Genomic DNA, 20036 nt, shown 5'->3' with positions numbered 1-20036 from the left:
CCACCGAACTCGGGCACGCCGGTGGTCGGCGGGGGCGTGAACGAGCGCCACGCACCACCACCGCCGCCGCCGCCGATGCCGGTGCTGCCCAGCGAGGGCATCCCGCCACCACCGCCGGCACCGCCACCACCGCCGCCGGGCAGCCCACCACCGGGCACTCCGGACGGGGGTACGCGGGGATCCGCGCGGTAGCCGTCGTCGAGCCGGCCGTCGGGCTGGGGTACGACCAGCTTGGGACGCTCGGCCTCGACCGCGGCCGGCAGCGGCGACATCGCCTTGTTGGCCGCCTGCTGGTTGTCGCGGTACCAGTTGTCCAGGTGGGACTTGGTGTCCCACCAGCCGCCGCGCTTCTGGTCGTTGGCGTTGCCGTCGATCTTCATGGTGGCTTCGAGATCGTCGGCCTTGTCGCGGAACGCGCCGTCGGCGTAGAGCGCCTGGTTGGACTGGTAGTCGCTGCGCAGGGCGGCGAGGAAGCCGGACTGGCTCTCGCCGTCGCGCGCGTCGTCCAGCTCGGTGCCGCCGGGCAGGCTCCACTCGTTCCAGCCGAAGTTGTCCATCAGCGGGATCGGGATGCTCGCCACCGCCGTACGGATGTCGCCCTCGATCCGCGACAGCGCGCCACTGACGTTGCTCGCGTGCGTGATGAGCTCCTCGATCTCCTTGCCGATCTCGCCCAGGTGCTCGCGGTACGCGTCGCCGCCGCTGCCCTGCCAGCCGGCGAGCAGCCCGGGGAGACCGCCGGTGTGCGGGCGCTCCTGGCCGGGCGCGATCGGGCCGACGAACGAGCGGCCGACCAGCGAGTCACGCAGATGGCCGAGCGCGGTGGACAGGTTGCGCCAGCCCGCGCCGACCGAGCCCACGGTCTCCGGATCCGCCGAGAGCGTCACCTCACGGACGCAGCGCTCCCAGGTGCCTCCTGCCATGACCGTCTCCCCCTCAGGCCGTGTACGGGTAGGTGGGCTGCTGCCCGGCGTCCGGCGGCGGGGCCGCGGTCTCCAGCAGCCGCTCGATGTCCTTGCCGTTCGCGGCGTTGCGGGCCTCGGCGTCGCGGAACGCCTTGGCGATGTCCTGCGTGCCCTGCTTCAGGCCGGCCAGCTTCATGGAGATGGCCTTGAGGTGGGCCTCCATGCTGGCCGTGGACCTGGTCAGCGCCGCCCACTGCATCCGGGCGTCCTCGTACGCGCCGAACGGGGTGCCGTTGGGCACCGTCTGCGCGTTGCCGCTGTCGCCCTTCATCCGCTCCTTGATGCGTTCCATCTCGTAGCCGATGGTGTCGTCGACGTACTGCTTGAGGCGCTCGACGTACTCCGCCGCGGCGTCCAGGTCCTCGACGCTGACGTGCAGATCGCCGGTATCCGGCGGATTGATGCCCATGTCTGCTGTCCTCCCCGCTACCGGCCCCGGCCGGTCCATTACGGACGCAGCGTATCGAGGATGCACCAGTCGGGGCAGCCCCACCCCGCGCACGCGCGCGGTCGCCCGGAAGGACGACGGAGCGCGGGAACCCGGTCGGGTTCCCGCGCTCCGGTACGGTCCGCGCCTCAGCCCTGGGCGGCGGCGGGCAGCTTCAGTCCATTGACCGGGGTGAGCGGCAGCAGCTTGCGGCCGGTCGGGCCGATCTGGATCTCGGTGTCCATGGACGGGCACACACCGCAGTCGAAGCAGGGCGTCCAGCGGCAGTCGTCCTGCTCGTACTCCGACAGCGAGTCCTGCCAGTCCTGCCAGAGCCAGTCCTTGTCCAGGCCGGAGTCGAGGTGGTCCCAGGGCAGGACCTCCAGCTCCTCGCGCTCGCGGGTGGTGTACCAGTCGAGGTCCACGCCGTACGCCGGCAGCACCTCGGCGGCGGCGTCCACCCAGCGCTGGTACGAGAAGTGCTCGCTCCAGCCGTCGAACCGGCCGCCGTTCTCCCAGACCTTGCGGATCACCGCGCCGACCCGGCGGTCGCCCCGGGACAGCAGGCCCTCGATCAGCGACGGCTCGCCGTCGTGGTAGCGGAAGCCGATCGCCCGGCCCAGCGACCGGTCGCTGTTGATCGCCTGCTTGAGCAGCTTGAGCCGGCCGTCGATGACCTCCGGCCGCTCCATCGAGGCCCACTGGAACGGGGTGTGCGGCTTGGGCACGAAACCGCCGATGGAGACCGTGCAGCGGATGTCCTTGGACCCGGTGGCGGCGCGGCCGGCCCGGATCACCTCGTGCGCCATGTCGGCGATCTCCAGGACGTCCTCGTCGGTCTCGGTGGGCAGGCCGCACATGAAGTAGAGCTTCACCTGCCGCCAGCCGTTGGAGTACGCGGTGACCACGGTGCGGATGAGGTCTTCCTTCGACACCATCTTGTTGATCACCTTGCGGATCCGCTCCGACCCGCCCTCCGGGGCGAACGTCAGACCGGTCCGCCGCCCGTTGCGGGACAGCTCCTGGGCCAGGTCGATGTTGAACGCGTCCACCCGGGTCGAGGGCAGTGACAGCGAGACGTTCGTGCCGGCGTACTGCTCGGCCAGGCCGGAGCACATGTCGCCGATCTCCGAGTGGTCGGCCGACGACAGCGACAGCAGGCCGACCTCGTGGAAGCCGGAGAACTCCAGCCCTTCCTTGACCATCTGGCCGACGGTGGTGATCGAGCGCTCCCGCACCGGACGGGTGATCATGCCGGCCTGGCAGAACCGGCAGCCCCGGGTGCAGCCCCGGAAGATCTCCACCGCGTACCGCTCGTGGACCGTCTCGGCGAGCGGGACCAGGGGCTTCTTCGGGTACGGCCAGGCGTCCAGGTCCATCGTCGTGCGCTTGTGCACCCGGAACGGCACGTCCGGGCGGTTCGGCACGACCCGCTGGATGCGGCCGTCGGGCAGGTAGTCGACGTCGTAGAAGCGCGGCACGTAGACGCTCTCGGTCCGGGCCAGCCGCAGCAGCAGCTCGTCCCGGCCGCCCGGGGAGCCCTCGGCCTTCCACTCCCGCACGATGGCGGTGATCTCCAGCACCGCCTCCTCGCCGTCGCCGAGCACCGCGGCGTCGACGAAGTCGGCGATCGGCTCCGGGTTGAACGCGGCGTGCCCGCCGGCCACGATCACCGGGTCGGCGTCGGTGCGGTCGGCCGCGAGCAGCGGGATGCCGGCCAGGTCGATCGCGGTGAGCAGGTTGGTGTAGCCCAGCTCGGTGGAGAACGAGACGCCGAACACGTCGAAGTCACGCACCGGGCGGTGGGCGTCGACGGTGAACTGCGGCACGCCGTGGGCGCGCATCAGCTTCTCCAGGTCCGGCCAGACCGCGTACGTCCGCTCGGCCAGCACGTCGGGCAGCTCGTTGAGCACCTCGTACAGGATCTGCACGCCCTGGTTGGGCAGGCCCACCTCGTACGCGTCCGGATACATCAGCGCCCACCGGACGGTGGCGGCGTCCCAGTCCTTGACCACCGCGCCCAGCTCTCCACCCACGTACTGGATGGGCTTGGTCACCTGCGGCAGCAACGGCTCCAGCCGAGGCCAGACCGAGTTGGCGGCGGCGGGACGCGGGGTGGTGGACGGGGCACTCATGATGCCCAAGCGTACGCGGTGCCCCCGCCCCGCCGTCCCCGCCGCCACACCCGCGCCCGTGTCCGCCGCGTTGATCAAGGAGTTTGCGGGCTGTCCCGCGCTCCCACCGGACACGAACTCCTTGATCACCGGAGTGGGGCCGGTGAGCGGGCGGGATTAGTCCTGGGTGGCGGGGCGGTACTAACCTCGCAACGGGCGCGAGAGGAGATAGCCGCGATGCCGCAGCCGCAGCCGGGGGCGGGCCGGCCGGCCGACGGGGCCGAGGAGCCGACCGTCATCGAGCCGGCCACCGCCGTCGACACCGAGGACGCCACCGGCGCCTCCGCTCCGGCGTCGCCGTCCGCCGCGCCGGGAGCCGCCGCACCCGAGGGCCGGCCGTCCACCACGCCGGACACCGCCGCGCCTTCGCACGACGCGGCCCCGCAGCCGGGGACCACCGAGGCCGAGACACCCACGAACGAGGTCGACGCCACCGCGCCCGAGACGCCCACGGACAGGGTCGAGCCCACCGGAACCGAGAAGCCCACCGAGAAGGTCCAGCCCATCGAGACCGAGACGCCCACCGCCAAGGTCCAGCCCACCGGAACCGAGACACCCACCGACAAGGTCCAGTCCGCCGCGACCGAGACGGCCACGGACAGCGCTGAGGCCCTCGCCGCCGGCACCGAGACGCCCGCCGACAGCGCTGACGCCCCGGCAACCGACGCCGAAACACCCGCCGAGACCGCCGGAACACCGGCCGACAACACCGCGACAGCCGCCGGGGGGACCGACACCGTCCCGCAGGTGCCGGTCCCACGGGCCCGCGGGTCGGCCCCGGTGCCGGGCCGGATCACACCCGCCCCCACTCCCCGCACGGGCCGCCAGCCGGACCCGACCCGGATCGACGCGGCCCCGCAGCCGCCGGCGGCCACCACCACGCCGGACCCGACCCGGATCGACGCCGCGCCGCAGCCACCCTCGGCCACCACGCCGGACCCCACCCGGGTGGACAACGCCCCGAACCCGACTGGGAACGCACCGAACGCCACCCGCGTCGAGGCGCCCCGCTGGAGCGGCTCCGCCGCCGTCCCGCCACCGCCGCCGAGCCGGCCGCGCTGGGGCGCGTCCGCCGAGCCCACGCCGGTGCCGCCGCTGGACTCGCCCGAGCACGCCACGCCGGTCGACCCGTGGGAGGGGGTGGACACCACCGGCTGGGAGCTGCACGCGCCGGAGCTGCCGCCCCTGACGCCGACGCTGCCGTACACCGCGCCCTGGTCGACGCCGAACCCCCACCCGGCCCACCCGGCGCCGCCGCAGCCACCCCACCCGCAGCCGCCCGCCGCGCGGCCGGTCTCCACGCCGCCGCACCACCCGGCACACCCCGCCGCACCGGCCGCCCGGCCGGTCTCACCGCCGCCGCATCACCCGGCCCGGCCGGTGTCGCCGCCGCCGCACGCGCCGCAGTACCCCGCCGCGCCGGCCGCCCGTCCCCTGCCACCACCGGCGGCTCCCGCCCCGGCCAAGCCGGCGCGGCCGCCGAAGCAGCGCCGGGGCAAGGCCGGGCCGCCGGTCGCGCCGCCGCCGGGCTGGCAGCAGCCGCCCAAGCGGACCCGCCGACGGCGTCGCTGGCCCTGGGTGCTGCTGCTCAGCGTCGCGTGCTGCTGCGGCCTGCCGCTGTGGTGGTTCCAGCCGATCTCCAGCCAGTACCCGGCCCGCGCCAGCCTCCCGGACCAGATCGACTCGATGCGGCTGCGCCAGGACGAGCGCAGCCAGGCCGCCGCCGAGGAGCTGAAGAGCCGGGTACGCGAGTCGAACCTGCTCGCCGAGGACACGTTCGCCGGTATCTACACGACGAGCGACGGCAAGCGGGTGACGTTGTTCGGCAGCACCGGCCTGCGGTTCAGCCCGGAGTCGGACGCCAAGGCGGAGATCGACCGCCTCGCCGGGGAGTACGCCCTGAAGGAGTCGGTGAACGTGGAGACCGGCGTCCGGGGCCGGTACGCGCGCTGCGCGGTCGGCCGGGCGGACGGCGACTCGGTGGTGGTCTGCGCCTCGGCCGACCACGGCAGTCTGACCACAGGCGTGTTCACCCGGTTGTCCGTGGACGACAGCGGGCGGCTACTGAACGATCTGCGTCAGCGCGTGGTGGTGCCGAAGTCCTGACCGCTCAGGCGGTCTGCTCACCGGCGGCCTGGTCGGTGCGCTTGGGCGCGTAGCGCGGGACGTACTCCTGGCCGCTGAGCTTCTGGATCTCGGCCATCATCTCGTCGGTCATCGCGCGCAGCGACGTGCGGTCGTCGGGACGGCCGGTGAAGTCCAGCGGCTTGCCGAACTTGATGGTGATCTTGGCCCGGCCCGGTCGCGGGATCCGCGTACCGATCGGCTGGGCCTTGTCGGTGCCGGTCACGCCGACCGGGATGATCGGCACGCCGGCGGCGATGGCCAGCCGGACCGTGCCGGTACGCCCGCGGTAGAGCCGCCCGTCCGGCGAACGGGTGCCCTCCGGGTAGACGGCGACCAGGTCACCGGCCTTGAGCACCGGGATCGCCGCGTCGAACGCGGTGAGCGCGGCCCGCCCGCCGGCCCGCTCGACCGGGATCGCGCCCAGCCCGGTGAGCACGAACTTGGAGAAGCCGCCCTTGAGGCCGGTGCCCTTGAAGTACTCCGACTTGGCCCAGAACGCCAGGTGGCGGGGCACCACGGTGCCGAGCAGCAGCTCGTCGGCGACGGAGAGGTGGTTGCTGGCGAAGATCGCGCCGCCGGTCGCCGGGATGTGCTCCAAACCCTCCACGTGCGGACGGAAGGCCAACCGGAGCGCGGGCGCCACGGTGAGCTTGCCGATGGTGTAGAGCAGGGGCACGGGTCCTCCGGCGGTCGTACGTGAAACAGGCGCTGTCACGGTAGCCGACGCGGCCGTCCGTCACCGAGCGGGTGGCCCGCAGTCCACTCGCTGGGGCTGGGCCCTCCCCCGCCACGGGGGCGGGGGAGGGCACCCGGTCCGGCTCAGACCTTCCGGACCGTCACTGTGACCCGCTCGCCGTCGCCGGCCTCGCCGGCGAAGCCGTCGAGCCCCTCGGCGAAGTCGATGCTGTCGGCCAGCACCTCCCGGGCCACGAACTCGGTGTACGCGGCGACCGCCGCGCGTACGTCCTCGGAGGCGGAGACGGCCACCGTGATCCGGTCGGACACGTCCAGGTCGGCGTCGCGGCGGGCCTGTTGCACGACCCGGACCACGTCCCGGGCCAGCCCTTCGGCGGCCAGTTCCGGCGTGACCTCGGTGTCCAGCACGACCACGCCCTCACCGCCGGGTAGCGGCGCGGAGTGCTCGGCGTCGGCGGCGACCAGGCGCAGCTCGTACTCGCCCTCGGCGAGCGTGACCCCGGCGGCGACCGGGGCGCCGTCGCGCAGCTCCCACTCCCCCGCCTTGACCGCCTTGATCACCTGCTGGACGGACTTGCCGACGCGCGGGCCGAGCGCCCGCGGCACCACGGTGAGGACCTGCTGGCAGTACGCGGACACCTCGTCGGTGAGCACTACCTCCTTCACGTTGACCTCGTCGGCGACCAGGTCGGCGAAGGGCCGCAGCTGGGCGGCGACGGGCGAGGCCACTGTCAGCTTCGCCAGCGGCAGCCGTACCCGCAGGCCCTTGGCCTTGCGCAGGGACAGCGCCGCCGAGGCGACCGACCGCACGTTGTCCATCGCGGAGACCAGCTCGTGGTCGGCCGGGAACTCGTCCGCCCGCGGCCAGTCGGTCAGGTGCACCGACCGCTCGCCGGTCAGCCCGCGCCAGATCTCCTCGGCGGTCAGCGGCGCCAGCGGCGCGACCACCCGGCACAGCGTCTCCAGCACCGTCGAGAGCGTGTCGAACGCGTCAGCGTCGCCGGCCCAGAACCGGTCCCGGGACCGGCGCACGTACCAGTTGGTCAGCGCGTCCAGGTAGGACCGCACGGTGGCGCACGCACCGGAGATGTCGTACGCGTCCATCTGCGCGCCGACGGTCGCCACCAGCTCGTTCGTCTTCGCCAGCACGTACCGGTCGAGCACGTGCGTGGAGTCGGTACGGCGACGCGCGGTGTAGCCGTCGGCGTTGGCGTAGAGCGAGAAGAAGTACCAGACGTTCCACAGCGGCAGCAGCACCTGGCGCACCGCGTCCCGGATCAGCGACTCGGTGACCGCCATGTCGCCGCCGCGCAGCACCGGCGAGGACATCAGCATCCACCGCATCGCGTCCGACCCGTAGGAGTCGAAGACGTGGTAGACGTCCGGGTAGTTGCGCAGGCTCTTGGACATCTTGCGGCCGTCCGAGCCGAGCAGGATGCCGTGGCTGATGCAGTTGCGGAACGCCGGCCTGTCGAACAGCGCGGTGGCCAGCACGTGCATGGTGTAGAACCAGCCGCGGGTCTGCCCGATGTACTCGACGATGAAGTCACCCGGGTAGTGGTGCTCGAACCACTCGCGGTTGGAGAACGGGTAGTGCACCTGGGCGAACGGCATCGAGCCGGACTCGAACCAGCAGTCCAGCACCTCCGGTACCCGGCGCATCATCGACTTGCCCGTCGGGTCGTCCGGGTTGGGACGGACCAGGTCGTCCACCGCCGGCCGGTGCAGGTCGGTCAGGCGTACGCCGAAGTCACGCTCGATGTCGGCCAGCGACCCGTACACGTCCACCCGCGGGTAGTTCGGGTCGTCGGAGCGCCACACCGGGATCGGCGAGCCCCAGAACCGGTTCCGGCTGATCGACCAGTCGCGGGCGTTGGCCAGCCACTTGCCGAACGAGCCGTCCTTGATGTGCCCGGGCGTCCAGTTGATCTGCTGGTTCAGCTCGACCATCCGGTCCTTGAACTTCGTCACCGCGACGAACCAGGACGACACCGCCTTGTAGACCAGCGGGGTGTCGCAGCGCCAGCAGTGCGGGTAGGAGTGGGTGTAGGTGTCCTGCCGCAGCACCACGCCCCGCTCCTTGAGTTCCCGGATCACCGGCTTGTTCACGTCGAAGACCTGCTCGCCCTGGTACGGCGGCACCAGCGCGGTGAACCGGGTGTGGTCGTCCACGGTCACGACGGTGGGGATGCCGGCGGCGTTGCAGACGTTCTGGTCGTCCTCACCGAACGCGGGGGCGAGGTGGACGATCCCGGTGCCGTCCTCGGTGGTGACGAAGTCCGCGGCGAGCACCTGGTAGGCGTTCTCCCCGGCCGGCTCGACCAGGAAGTCGAACAGCGGCGTGTAGCGACGCCCGACCAGGTCCCGGCCGTACACCGTGCCGACCTGCTCGTACCCCTCCAGCTCCTTGGCGTACGCGCCGAGGCGCGCGGCGCCGACGACGTAGCGCTCACCGTCGCGTTCCAGCACCGCGTACTCGATGTCGGGGCCGACGGCGAGCGCCAGGTTCGACGGCAGCGTCCACGGCGTGGTGGTCCACACGCCCAGCTTGACCGGCCCGCGCAGCGGCTCCGGCGCGTTCTCGTCAGCGGTCAGCCCGAACCAGACGGTGAGCGTCGGGTCGTGCCGGTCCCGGTAGACGTCGTCCATCCGGGTCTCGGTGTTCGACAGCGGGGTCTCGCACCGCCAGCAGTACGCCAGCACCCGGAAGCCCTCGTAGACCAGGCCCTTGTCGTGCAGGGTCTTGAAGGCCCACATGACGCTTTCCATGTAGTCCAGGTCGAGCGTCTTGTAGTCGTTGGCGAAGTCGACCCAGCGGGCCTGCCGGGTGACGTACCGCTCCCAGTCGTGCGTGAACTCCAGCACGGAGGTGCGGCAGGCGTCGTTGAAGCGGGCCACGCCGAGGTCGAGGATCTCCGCCTTGGTGGTGATGCCGAGCTGCTTCTCGGCCACCACCTCGGCGGGCAGGCCGTGGCAGTCCCAGCCGAACCGGCGCTCGACGCGCCGGCCGCGCATGGTCTGGTAGCGCGGCACCACGTCCTTGACGTAGCCGGTGAACAGGTGGCCGTAGTGCGGCAGGCCGTTGGCGAACGGGGGGCCGTCGTAGAAGACGTACTCGTTCTCGCCGTCGCGGCCGGCGTCGCGGGCCTCGACGGACGCCTCGAAGGTCTTGTCGGCCGTCCAGTGCTCCAGGACCCGGCGCTCGACCGCGGGCAGGTCCGGGCTCGCCGGGACACCGGCGCCGGACGGGTCGTGCAACGGATAGGCCATCGCCTGTCGCTCCTCAGCAGCTCACTCGTCTGTGCTCTGCGAGGACGAGCCGGATCCGGTACGCCGTGACCGGCGTCCCGGGCGTGGCCCGCGGTACCACCCCGCTTGGCGGCCGAGGTGCGACCGCCCGCTCGTTGGCCGGCTGTGACGGGCCGTCCCGTCCGGTTCTACTGGGCCGGTCACCCGGCTGTTCCTCCGGAGGCTCACCGGTGATGGCCGGGTCGTCGCCTGTGCGTTCAAGCGTACTCGACCCCCTGCCCGCCGTGCCGCGCCGCCGGGTATTCCACTGCCCGGCGAGGTGTCAGCGGCGCCACGGGGCCGGGAGGGTGGTGGTCCAGAGCGAGGCGCCGGAGCGGTCCCGCAGGTGGACCGTCAGAGCCGCCGACGGGCCGTCGATCGTGACCTCGCCGAAGTGCTGGAAGCCCTCGGCCGGGGAGGTGTTGGCGCGCGGCGGGGCGTGCACGAACACCGCCTTCGGGCCGAACGTGCCGTCCAGCGCGTTCGGGCCGAATGCGCCCGCGTGCGCCGGGCCGGAGACGAACTCCCAGAACGGGCTGAAGTCCCGCACCGCCGCACGGGCCGGGTCGTAGTGGTGGGCGGCGGTGTAGTGCACGTCGGCGGTGAGGAACACCAGTCCGGTCACCCCGGCCCGGTGCGAGGCGCGCAGCACCTCGGCGAACTCCAACTCCCGGCCGGCCGGCGCGCCGTGGTCGCCCTGCGCCACGCCCTCCTGGGCGTCTGCCCCGTCCGGCACCACCACGCCGATCGGCAGGTCGTTGGCGATCACCTTCCAGGTGGCCCGGGACGCGCGCAGCTCCCGGATCAGCCACTCCCGCTGCGCCCTGCCGAGCAGCCCCCGGTTGCGGTCGGCGTACGTGTTGCCGTCGTTCGGGTCCTTGTAGGTGCGCATGTCCAGCACGAACACGTCCAGCAGCGGCCCGTACGACAGCTTGCGGTACATCGGCCCGCCGGCCGGCACCGGCAGCCACTCGTGGAACGCCTGCCGGGCCCGGGCGGCGAGCACGTCCACCCGCTTCTCGCCGTACCGCTCGTCGGTCAGGATCTCCCCCGGGTACCAGTTGTTCACCACCTCGTGGTCGTCCCACTGGTTGATCTGCGGCACCTCGGCGGCGAACGCCCGCAGGTGCTCGTCGAGCAGGTTGTACGCGAACTGCCCCCGGTACTCGGCGAGTGTCTCGGCCACCTTGCTCTTCTCCGGCGTCACCAGGTTGCGCCAGGTGCGCCCGTCCGGCAACACCACGCTCTCGGTCAGCGGGCCGTCGGCGTACACGGTGTCGCCGCTGCACAGGAAGAAGTCCGGGCGGCGCTCCCGCATGGCCCGGAAGATCGCCAGCCCGTCGAAGTCGGGGCTGATCCCCCAGCCCTGCCCGACGATGTCGCCGGTCCACACGAACCGCACGTCACGCCGCTGCTGCCGCCCGGGGGCGGTGGCGAACGAGCCGGTCAGCGGCTCGCTGCACAGGCCGTGCCGGTCCAGGCTCTCCACCCGTACCCGGTAGTGCAGCCGCTGGCCCGCGGGCAGGCCGCGCAGGCGGACCTTGCCGGTGAGGTCGCCGGTGGGGTCGACCACCGGGCCGCGCACCAGGCGGGCGCCGCGCAGGTCCGGCCGGCGGCTCACCTCGACCAGCCTCCGGGCCGGGCCGAAGTCAGTGTGGTCACAAGCGATGGCGCGCCAGCCCGGCTAACCATTGCCCAGCTAGCTCGATAGGAGCAGGTCCCCCACGAACGCCAGGGGCATAAGCGCCGGCGACCAGGCCGGCGCGGAGCAGGGTACGTCGATCGATGTGCGTCATGGGTTCTCCCGGTCTCGGCAGTGTCGCCAGCCCGGTCTACCGGCCGCAGGTGGCCGGGAACTCCGGTCGAGGTGACCGGAACGTCAACGATTGTTGTCGGCCCGGCCATGACCACCGTCACACCGCAGGCGCGTCACGCCGCGCCCGCCGTGCCCCGTCCTGTGCGCGTACCCCAACCAACGAGGAGGCGGCGATGAGCCGGATGGACATGGCGGCGGTGGCGCCGGAGGCGTACCAGGCCGTGCTGGGCCTGGAGAAGTACGTCCGGACGAACGTGGACCACACCGTGCTGGAGCTGGTGAAGCTGCGGGCGTCGATGCTCAACGGCTGTGCGTTCTGCGTGGACATGCACAGCCGGGAGGCGCTGGGGGCCGGGGAGGACAGCCGCCGGCTGTTCGCGGTCGCGGCGTGGCGGGAGGCGCCGTTCTTCGACGAGCGGGAGCGGGCCGCGCTGGCCCTCACCGACGCGGTGACCCGGCTCGGCGAGCACGGCGTGCCGGACGACGTCTGGGACGGCGCGGCGAAGGTGTGGTCGGAGAAGGAACTGGCCGACCTGGTGGTGGCGATCGCCACCATCAACGTGTGGAACCGGGTCGCGGTGACCTGCCGGACGCAGCCGCCGGCGCAGGTCTGATCGCTGACACACGACGGCCCCGGTCCCGCCAGGAGCGGGCCGGGGCCGTCGGCGCGTCGGTCAGGCCAGCTCGGGGAACCAGAGCGCGATCTCGCGCTTGGCGCTGTCCGCCGAGTCGGAGGCGTGCACCAGGTTCTCCCGGTTCGACAGCGACAGGTCGCCCCGGATCGTGCCGGCGGCGGCCTTGCGGCCGTCGGTGCTGCCGATCATGGCGCGCACCACCTCGATCACCTGGTCGCCGGAGAGCACCAGCGCCACCAGCGGGCCGCTGGTCATGAACGTCTTCAGCGGCGGGTAGAAGGGCTTGTCGACGTGCTCGGCGTAGTGCTGGTCGGCGAAGTCGCCGTCCATGGTCCGGCTCACCATCGCGTCGATCCGCAGGCCCTTGCGCTCGAAACGGGACAGGATCTCGCCCACCAGACCGCGGCGCACCGCGTCGGGCTTGATCAGTACGAGCGTCCGCTCGTCCGGGCTGCTGCTGGACACGCTGGTTTCCTCCTGCGCACTCAAACGGGGTCGGCTGGGTACGGTCAGCGTAGCGACCCGGTCCCGGCGCCGGCGCGGCGGCTGCGTCTTCCCTGGCCCGCCGTGGCGGCCTAGCCTGGCCCTGGAACCCCTGGGAGGTCCACTGTGGCGAATGGCGGGAACCGCACGATCGCGCCGGTACGCAAACTGATCGGCACGGTGCTGGGCACCGTCGCCACCTTCGTGACGGTGTTCGGGCTGGGCATGACCAGCTGGGCCATCGTGGCGCTCGGCGTCGCGCTGCTGGTGCTGGCGATCGCGCTGGCCACGGTACGCGGCGGCGGTCGCACCTGGGTGATCGGGCTGGGGCACGTGCACAGCGCCTCCGAACCACCCACCCAGTACGCGTTCGGCCGCTGCGAGCTGCAACTGGTAATCGACGCGCCCGGATTGCCGCCCCGGTCCAAGAAGATCATCGAGCCTCGGGTGCCGGTCGCCAAGTGGCCCTCACTCGGCCAGGCGCTGCCGGTCCGGGTGGCGCTGGACGACCAGCGGCACGTGCGCGTCCTCTGGGACGAGGTGCCCACCCACGCGGAGACCGCCGCCGCGGTGGCCGACCTGCCGCCCGAGTACGACACCCCGGACCCGCTGGACGAGCCGCTGATCGCGCAGGAGGCGCCGCCGTGGGCCGGGCGCGCGCCCGAGGACGACTTCCGCGACGACTACCCGCCCGCGCCGGAGGAGTACCTGGACGACGTGCCGCCCCGGGCCGAGGAGCGCGAGCCGGTGGTGCTGCACCAGAGCCCCAGCGGCCGGATGGTGCTGGAGGGGCAGCTCGTCGAACCGGCAGCCGCCGGCCCGCTCCCCCGCCGCGCCCCGGCGCCCCGCGTCCCGGCCGAGGAGCCGATCGGCGCCCCGGCACCCGACAGCACGCGCGCCGAGGCGGCCGACACCATTCCCGTCGAGACCGTGCCCGACCCGATCGACGTGCCGCTGGACGACCCGGCGGACGCGCCCCGGCGCTCCGACACCCCGCCCACGGCCGAGGAGCTGGACGAGGCCATCTTCGGCCCGTCCGGCTCGGCCGCGTCCACCGGGCCGGACGAGCCGGACGGGCTGGGCAGCCCGATCAGCGGCGTCGGCATCACCCTGCTCGTCACCGACCTGGACCGGTCCCTCGACTTCTACCGCGAACTCGGCTTCGACGAGCTGGACCGGGGCGAGGGCAACGCCGTGCTCGCCTCCGGGCCGACCCGGCTGGTGCTGCGCCGGGTCACCGGCGCCGCCCCGATCAGCCGCCGGCTGGTGCACGTCAACCTCGAGGTGGACGACATCCAGGGCGCGTACGAGCGGCTGCGCGAATCGGGCGTCCGGTTCACGTACGCGCCGCGCGTGGTCAACCGGGGCACCAAGCTGGAGGTGTGGGCGGCGGCCTTCCGCGACCCCGACGGTCACGGCGTCGCCCTGACCCAGTGGCGCACCCTCGCCGAGGTGTAAGGAAGGGCCCCTTCTTAACGCCTCAGGTAGAGGAAGGGGCCCTTCTTAACACAACACCGCGCGGCACCGCGCCGCGCGCGACGGCGCTCAGCCGAGGATGACCCGCCGCACGTGCAGCGCGTACGCCCACACCAGCGCGAACATCACCCCGAGCGCGAACAGCGACCAGTGCAGCAGCCCGGAGAGCAGCAGCAGACCCTGAAGCACCGTGCCGGCGTGCCACGCCCACGGTCGGCGCATCAGGCCGGCCAGCACCACGCAGGCGACCGCCAGCGCCACGATCGCGCCGATCGCCGCGCCGCTCAGGTCACCTCCGACCACCCGGATCGGCTGGATGGCCAGCAGCAGCACCAGCGCCTCCAGCGCCATCGTGCCGGCGCCCAGTCCACGTACCGCCTTGTCCGGGTTCCGGAGCCCGGACCGCCGCTCGCCGCCCGCCTGCTCCGGACCGGCCTGGTCCGCGTCCGGGCCATGCTGCGGGCCGGTCATCGCTTGAGCAGCCGGCGGGCGTCGGCCACTGTCACCACCGATCCGGTGACCAGCACGCCCACCCCCGCCAGCTCGCCCGGCACGTCCGCCTCGGCCTCCGCCACCGCCGCCTCGATCGCGTCGGGCATCTCCCGGGCCACCTGCACCCGCTCCGGCCCGAAGATCTCCCGCGCCAGCGCGGCCAGCTCGTCCACCGGCATCGCCCGGGGCGAGCTGTTCTCCGCCACCACGATCGAGTCGAGCACCGGTTCGAGCAGTTCCAGCAGGCTCGCCGCGTCCTTGTCGCCGAGCACCGCCAGCACGCCGACCAGCTTGCTGAACGCGAACTCCTCCTGCAGCGCGGCCACCGTGGCGGCCATGCCGTGCGGGTTGTGCGCGCCGTCGAGCAGCACCGTCGGCGCGGTCCGTACCCGCTCCAGCCGGCCCGGCGAGCTGGTCGCGGCGAAGCCCTCCCGGACCGCCTCGATGTCGAGCTGCCGCCGGGCCCCGACGCCGAGGAACGCCTCCACCGCGGCCAGCGCCACCGCCGCGTTCTGCGCCTGGTGCGCGCCGTGCAGCGGGATGAAGATCTCCTCGTACACGCCGCCCAGGCCCTGGATGGTCAGCACCTGGCCGCCGACTGCGACCGCGCGCCGCAGCACGCCGAACTCGGCGCCCTCCCGGGCGACTGTGGCGTTGACCTCGGCGCAGCGTTCCAGGATCGGGCGGGCCGCCTCCTCCTCCTGCGCCGCCGCGATCACCGTGGCGCCGGGGTGGATGATGCCGGCCTTGTGCAGCGCGATGTCCTCGATCGTATCGCCGAGCCACTCGGTGTGGTCCAGCCCGATCGGGGTGATCACGGCGACGCCGGCCTGGATGACGTTCGTCGCGTCCTCCGCGCCGCCGAGCCCGACCTCCACCACGGCCACGTCGACCGGGGCGTCGGCGAACGTGGCGAACGCCAGCGCCGTGGTCATGTCGAAGTACGTCAGCGGCTCGGCGAACCGCTGATCGACCAGCTCGGCCAGCGGCGCGATCTCCCGGTACGTGGACACGAACCGCTCCTCGCTCACCGCCTCGCCGTCCAGGCTGATCCGCTCCCGGACGGTCTCCAGGTGCGGGCTGGTGTAGCGGCCGGTGTGCAGCCCGAACGCCCGCAGCAGCGAGTCGATCATCCGGGCCGTCGAGGTCTTGCCGTTGGTGCCGGTCAGGTGAATCGACGGGTACGCCCGCTGCGGGCTGCCCAGCAGGTCGAGCAGGGTTTCGATCTTCTCCAGCTCGAAGTGCATCCGGGTGAAGCCACGCGCGTTGAGCGCGGCCTCCACCTCGGCGAACGCGCTGCGGTCGGTGCGGTCGGTGCGGTCGCTCACGAGGGCAGCGCCTCCAGGGCGGCGTCGATCCGGACCAGGTCCGCCTCGGCCACCGCCAGCCGTTCGCGGATCTTCGCCACCACCGGCTCGGGCGCCTTGCCGACGAACGCCGGATTGTCCAGCTTCGCCCGCGCCTGGGTGGCCTCCTTCTCGGCCGCCGCCCGGTCCTTCGTGAGCCGGGCGCGCTCGGCGGCCACGTCGATCGAGCCGCGGGTGTCCAGCGCGACGCTGACCGCGCCGGGCATGGCCAGCGTGGCGCTGGCCTGGAAGTCGTCGCCGGGCGCGTCGAGCCGGGCCAGCGAGCGCACCAGCGGCTCGTGCGCCGCGATGCCCGCGCCGGTCAGGCCGTCGAGCCGCGCGGCGACCCGCTGGGTCGGCCGCAGCCCCTGGTCCGACCGGAACCGCCGGACCTCGGTCACCACCCGCTGGAGGGTGGCGACTTCGCCTTCCGCGGCGTCGTCGACGAGGGTACGGTCGGCGACCGGCCAGGACGCCGTCAGCACGGTCTCGCCGCCGCTCAGCGCGGCCCACAGCTCGTCGGTGACGAACGGGATGACCGGGTGCAGCAGCCGCAGGAGCTGGTCCAGCACGTGCCCGAGCACCCGCCGGGTGGCGTCGGCAGCCGGCCCGCCCTCGGCCAGCACCGGCTTGCTCAGCTCCACGTACCAGTCGCAGACGTCGTCCCACGCGAAGTGGTAGAGCAGGTCGCAGACCTTCGCGAACTCGTACGCCTCGAACTGCTCGTCCACCTCGGCGGCGACGTGCGCCAGCCGGGACAGGATCCACCTGTCGACGGTGGAGAGGTCGGCGGCGTCCGGCAGCGGGCCGCCGGTGTGCGCGCCGTTGAGCAGCGCGAACCGGGTGGCGTTCCAGAGCTTGTTGCAGAAGTTGCGGGAGCCCTGGCACCACTCCTCGCTGACCGGCACGTCCTGACCGGGGTTCGCGCCCCGGGCCAGCGTGAACCGGGTGGCGTCGGCGCCGAACCGGTCGATCCAGTCCAGCGGGTCCACCACGTTGCCGAACGACTTCGACATCTTCTTGCCGTGCTCGTCGCGGACCATGCCGTGCAGCGCCACCACGTCGAACGGCTGCACGCCGTCCATCGCGTACAGGCCGAACATCATCATCCGGGCGACCCAGAAGAACAGGATGTCGTAGCCGGTGACCAGCACGCTGGTCGGGTAGAACTTCGCCAGGTCCGGGGTGCGCTCGGGCCAGCCGAGCGTGGAGAACGGCCACAGGCCGCTGGAGAACCAGGTGTCCAGCACGTCCTCGTCCTGCCGCCAGCCCTCGCCGGACGGCGGTTCCTCGTCCGGGCCGACGCAGACGATCTCGCCGTCCGGGCCGTACCAGACGGGAATGCGGTGACCCCACCACAGCTGGCGGGAGATGCACCAGTCGTGCATGTTGTCGACCCAGGCGAAGTAGCGCTTGGCCAGCTCGGCCGGCTCGATCGCCACCCGGCCGTCGCGCACCGCGTCGCCGGCGGCCTTCGCGAGCGGCCCGGTGTTGACGAACCACTGCAGCGACAGCCGCGGCTCGACAGTCGTCTTGCAGCGCGAGCAGTGCCCCACTGCGTGCAGGTACGGCCGCTTCTCGGCCACGATCCGGCCCTGCTCGCGCAGCGCCGCGACGATCGCCGGGCGGGCCTCGTACCGGTCCAGGCCCTCGAACGGGCCGGGCGCGGTGATGATCCCGCGCTCGTCCATGATCGTCAGCGAGGGCAGGTCGTGCCGCTGGCCGATCTCGAAGTCGTTCGGGTCGTGCGCCGGGGTCACCTTGACCATGCCGGTGCCGAAGCTCGGGTCGACGTGCTCGTCGGCGACGATCGGGATCCGCCGGTCGGTGAGCGGAAGCTCCACCTCGGTGCCGATCAGGTGCCGGTACCGCTCGTCGTCCGGGTGCACCGCCACCGCGGTGTCACCGAGCATCGTCTCGGCACGGGTGGTGGCCACCACCACCTCGTCGCCGTAGCGGATCGAGACCAGCTCGCCCTCGTCGTCGGTGTGCTCCACCTCGATGTCGGACAGCGCGGTGAGGCAACGCGGGCACCAGTTGATGATCCGGTTGGCCCGGTAGATGAGCCCGTCGTCGAAGAGCTTCTTGAACATGGTCTGCACGGCCCGGGACAGGCCCTCGTCCATGGTGAAACGCTCGCGGTCCCAGTCGACGGCGTCGCCGAGCCGGCGCATCTGGCCCAGGATCGCGCCGCCGGACTCGGCCTTCCACTGCCAGACCCGCTCGACGAACTTCTCCCGGCCGAGGTCGTGGCGGGACAGCCCCTCACCGGCGAGCTGCCGCTCGACCAGGTTCTGGGTGGCGATGCCGGCGTGGTCCATGCCCGGCAGCCAGAGCGCCTCGTACCCCTGCATCTTCTTGCGCCGGGTGAGCGCGTCCATGAGCGTGTGCTCGAACGCGTGGCCCATGTGCAGCGAGCCGGTGACGTTGGGCGGCGGGATGACGATGGTGAACGGTGGCTTCTCGCTGTCCGCCGACGCCCGGAAGTGTCCGCCGGCTACCCACTGCTCGTACCGTCGCTGCTCTACCTCGCCGGGCTGGTACTGGCCGGCGAGGGTCGGGGCGTCGGGGCGTCGGGCATCCAGTCTCTCGGTCACCCTGAAAGTCTACGGAGCGCTTTCGAGGACCTGACGTGCGCCACCGGTGATTCGCGTACGGTGGCGGTCATGTCCGACGCGCATCTCACCGAGCGCCCGGTCGACGGGGGTTCCGATCCGGTCGAGCTGACCGAAGAGCCGATCGAGCTGAGCCGCCGCGACCCCGCGCAGGAGCCCGAACGCCGGCCCGTCTCCCGGCGCCGGAAGATCGTCCTCGCCGCCCTGCTGGCGGCCGGCCTGGCCGGCGCCGGCGTGCTCGGCCTCGGTGGATGGCGGGTGCTCCAGCAGAAGGACACCACTCTCGGCCAGCCCACCGAGGTCGCCGGGCTGGTACGCGACGACAGCGAGCGGGCCCGCAGCACCGCCGACTACCTGCGCGACGGGCTCGCCGCCGACATCGAGCTGGACCGCGGCTACGGTGCCGTCTACTCCGACCGCGGGGACGCCAAGCGCTCGGTGCTGCTGTTCGGCGGCACCACGCTGCTCTGGCAGCCCGAACGCGACCTGGACACCCTGTTCGGGCTGATGGCCGACGAAACCGGCCGGGTCGCGGGCCTGCGCGAGGTGGACGCCGGCCGTTTGGGTGGCGTGATGAAGTGCGGTACGACGAGCGGCGACGGCGGTGACTTCGCGGTCTGCGGGTGGGCCGACCACGGCAGCGTGGTGATGGGCATGTTCCCGGGCCGGACGGTCGACGCCGCCGCGGCCCTGTTCCGGGACATCCGAGAGTCCGTCCAGACGCGCTGACCGCGACCTCGGCGGGCACTCGTCCACGCCAGTACGGCGAGGGGACAGGCACCCGCCCCGTCACGTCGCCGTGGTGACGGGTGCCTGTCCCCTCCCTGGTGACCGCTCCCCGCAATGGCGGCCCGGTTCGCCATACCGGGGAGGTGGCTGCATTCCCGGCACTCCGTTGCCGCCACCTCGGCGTAATGGCCCCCCGGATCGCCATTACGGGGTAGTGGTGGCCGGTTCGGCGGTTCGGGGAAGTGGTGGGTGGTCCACCGTTCACGCGCGCCGGCATGAGGACCGGTTTTCGGGGTGGACGCGTTTCAGGGCCACCCCCGTGAGGGGTGGCCCTGAAACGAAAGGTTGTCCGGCGGTGTCCTACTCTCCCACACCCTCCCGAGTGCAGTACCATCGGCGCTGGAGGGCTTAGCTTCCGGGTTCGGAATGTGACCGGGCGTTTCCCCTCCGCCATGACCGCCGTAACTCTATGAACATGTCAACCAACCCTGTGGGTGATCGTTTGTTCAGAGTTGCACAGTGGACGCGTAGCAGCTTGGTAGTCAAGTCCTCGGCCTATTAGTACCGGTCAACTGAACCCGTTACCGGGCTTACATTTCCGGCCTATCAACCCAGTCGTCTAGCTGGGGGCCTTACCCCACAAAGTGGGTGGGATACCTCATCTTGAAGCGAGCTTCCCGCTTAGATGCTTTCAGCGGTTATCCCTTCCGAACGTAGCTAACCAGCCGTGCCCCTGGCGGGACAACTGGCACACCAGAGGTTCGTCC

At 72.2% G+C, this 20036-nt stretch carries 13 protein-coding genes, 1 rRNA gene, 1 pseudogene and 1 other annotated feature (1 of these 16 cut by a window edge); of the genes and pseudogenes, 4 read left to right on the top strand and 11 right to left on the bottom strand.

Annotated elements, in window-relative coordinates:
* From MCBG_RS26560 to MCBG_RS26550, 3 genes and pseudogenes are all read right to left on the bottom strand, one after another.
* Window positions 1-923: pseudogene (locus tag MCBG_RS26560) on the bottom strand (hypothetical protein); the annotation flags it as partial.
* A 13-nt stretch (window positions 924-936) separates the two neighbouring features.
* Window positions 937-1374, bottom strand: a complete 438-nt coding sequence (locus MCBG_RS26555) for a hypothetical protein (RefSeq protein WP_030503083.1) — start codon at window positions 1372-1374, stop codon at window positions 937-939.
* Between the two features lie 167 nt (window positions 1375-1541).
* Window positions 1542-3527, bottom strand: a complete 1986-nt coding sequence (locus MCBG_RS26550) for a TIGR03960 family B12-binding radical SAM protein (RefSeq protein ID WP_043328969.1) — start codon at window positions 3525-3527, stop codon at window positions 1542-1544.
* A gap of 216 nt (window positions 3528-3743) precedes the next feature.
* Here MCBG_RS26550 and MCBG_RS34410 point away from each other — a divergent pair, with 216 nt between their 5' ends.
* Window positions 3744-5672, top strand: a complete 1929-nt coding sequence (locus MCBG_RS34410) for a hypothetical protein (protein WP_043328968.1) — start codon at window positions 3744-3746, stop codon at window positions 5670-5672.
* Between the two features lie 4 nt (window positions 5673-5676).
* Here the strand turns inward: MCBG_RS34410 and MCBG_RS26540 are convergent, their stop codons facing one another.
* From MCBG_RS26540 to MCBG_RS26530, 3 genes are all read right to left on the bottom strand, one after another.
* Window positions 5677-6369: a lysophospholipid acyltransferase family protein gene (locus tag MCBG_RS26540; RefSeq protein ID WP_043328967.1), complete on the bottom strand. Its 693-nt coding sequence runs from the start codon at window positions 6367-6369 to the stop codon at window positions 5677-5679.
* A 143-nt stretch (window positions 6370-6512) separates the two neighbouring features.
* Window positions 6513-9659, bottom strand: a complete 3147-nt coding sequence (gene ileS / locus MCBG_RS26535; protein ID WP_043328966.1) for an isoleucine--tRNA ligase — start codon at window positions 9657-9659, stop codon at window positions 6513-6515.
* A 301-nt stretch (window positions 9660-9960) separates the two neighbouring features.
* A complete protein-coding gene (locus tag MCBG_RS26530) occupies window positions 9961-11346 on the bottom strand; it encodes an alkaline phosphatase D family protein (protein WP_043328965.1) in 1386 nt (461 codons plus the stop codon).
* A 320-nt stretch (window positions 11347-11666) separates the two neighbouring features.
* Between MCBG_RS26530 and MCBG_RS26525 the strand changes: the two genes are divergently transcribed.
* On the top strand, window positions 11667-12107 hold the full coding sequence (locus MCBG_RS26525) for a carboxymuconolactone decarboxylase family protein (RefSeq protein ID WP_043328964.1): 441 nt from the start codon (window positions 11667-11669) through the stop codon (window positions 12105-12107).
* 60 nt (window positions 12108-12167) lie between these two features.
* On the opposite strand, the gene ndk is transcribed toward MCBG_RS26525, so the two are convergent.
* A complete protein-coding gene (gene ndk / locus MCBG_RS26520; protein WP_030503075.1) occupies window positions 12168-12593 on the bottom strand; it encodes a nucleoside-diphosphate kinase in 426 nt (141 codons plus the stop codon).
* A gap of 144 nt (window positions 12594-12737) precedes the next feature.
* Here ndk and MCBG_RS26515 point away from each other — a divergent pair, with 144 nt between their 5' ends.
* Window positions 12738-14069: a VOC family protein gene (locus tag MCBG_RS26515; protein ID WP_043328963.1), complete on the top strand. Its 1332-nt coding sequence runs from the start codon at window positions 12738-12740 to the stop codon at window positions 14067-14069.
* An 87-nt stretch (window positions 14070-14156) separates the two neighbouring features.
* Here the strand turns inward: MCBG_RS26515 and MCBG_RS26510 are convergent, their stop codons facing one another.
* The 3 genes from MCBG_RS26510 to MCBG_RS26500 all read right to left on the bottom strand — a co-directional run bounded on the left by MCBG_RS26510 (window position 14157) and on the right by MCBG_RS26500 (window position 18522).
* Window positions 14157-14558: a DUF4233 domain-containing protein gene (locus MCBG_RS26510; protein WP_043328962.1), complete on the bottom strand. Its 402-nt coding sequence runs from the start codon at window positions 14556-14558 to the stop codon at window positions 14157-14159.
* Entirely contained in the window at window positions 14555-15826 is a 1272-nt protein-coding gene (locus MCBG_RS26505; RefSeq protein ID WP_282596756.1) for a bifunctional folylpolyglutamate synthase/dihydrofolate synthase, read from the bottom strand. Before MCBG_RS26505 ends, MCBG_RS26510 begins: the two co-directional genes overlap by 4 nt.
* Window positions 15827-15903: 77 nt before the next feature.
* Window positions 15904-18522, bottom strand: coding sequence for a valine--tRNA ligase (locus MCBG_RS26500; protein ID WP_043328960.1), 2619 nt, complete (start codon window positions 18520-18522; stop codon window positions 15904-15906).
* A gap of 69 nt (window positions 18523-18591) precedes the next feature.
* Between MCBG_RS26500 and MCBG_RS26495 the strand changes: the two genes are divergently transcribed.
* A complete protein-coding gene (locus tag MCBG_RS26495; protein ID WP_043331013.1) occupies window positions 18592-19269 on the top strand; it encodes a hypothetical protein in 678 nt (225 codons plus the stop codon).
* 347 nt (window positions 19270-19616) lie between these two features.
* Here MCBG_RS26495 and rrf read toward each other — a convergent pair.
* Window positions 19617-19733: ribosomal RNA gene (gene rrf, locus MCBG_RS26490) — 5S ribosomal RNA — on the bottom strand.
* A 74-nt stretch (window positions 19734-19807) separates the two neighbouring features.
* Window positions 19808-20036 (bottom strand) — a sequence feature (mutual gap in cmsearch alignment for this rRNA model is longer than 100) (it continues 2831 nt past the right edge of the window).

Source organism: Micromonospora sp. M42 (assembly GCF_000568915.1).
In the GTDB taxonomy this organism is placed as follows: Bacteria; Actinomycetota; Actinomycetes; order Mycobacteriales; family Micromonosporaceae; genus Micromonospora; species Micromonospora chalcea.
The sequence above is the reverse complement of the archived record's forward strand: the minus strand, read 5'-3'. Positions and strand labels throughout refer to the sequence as shown.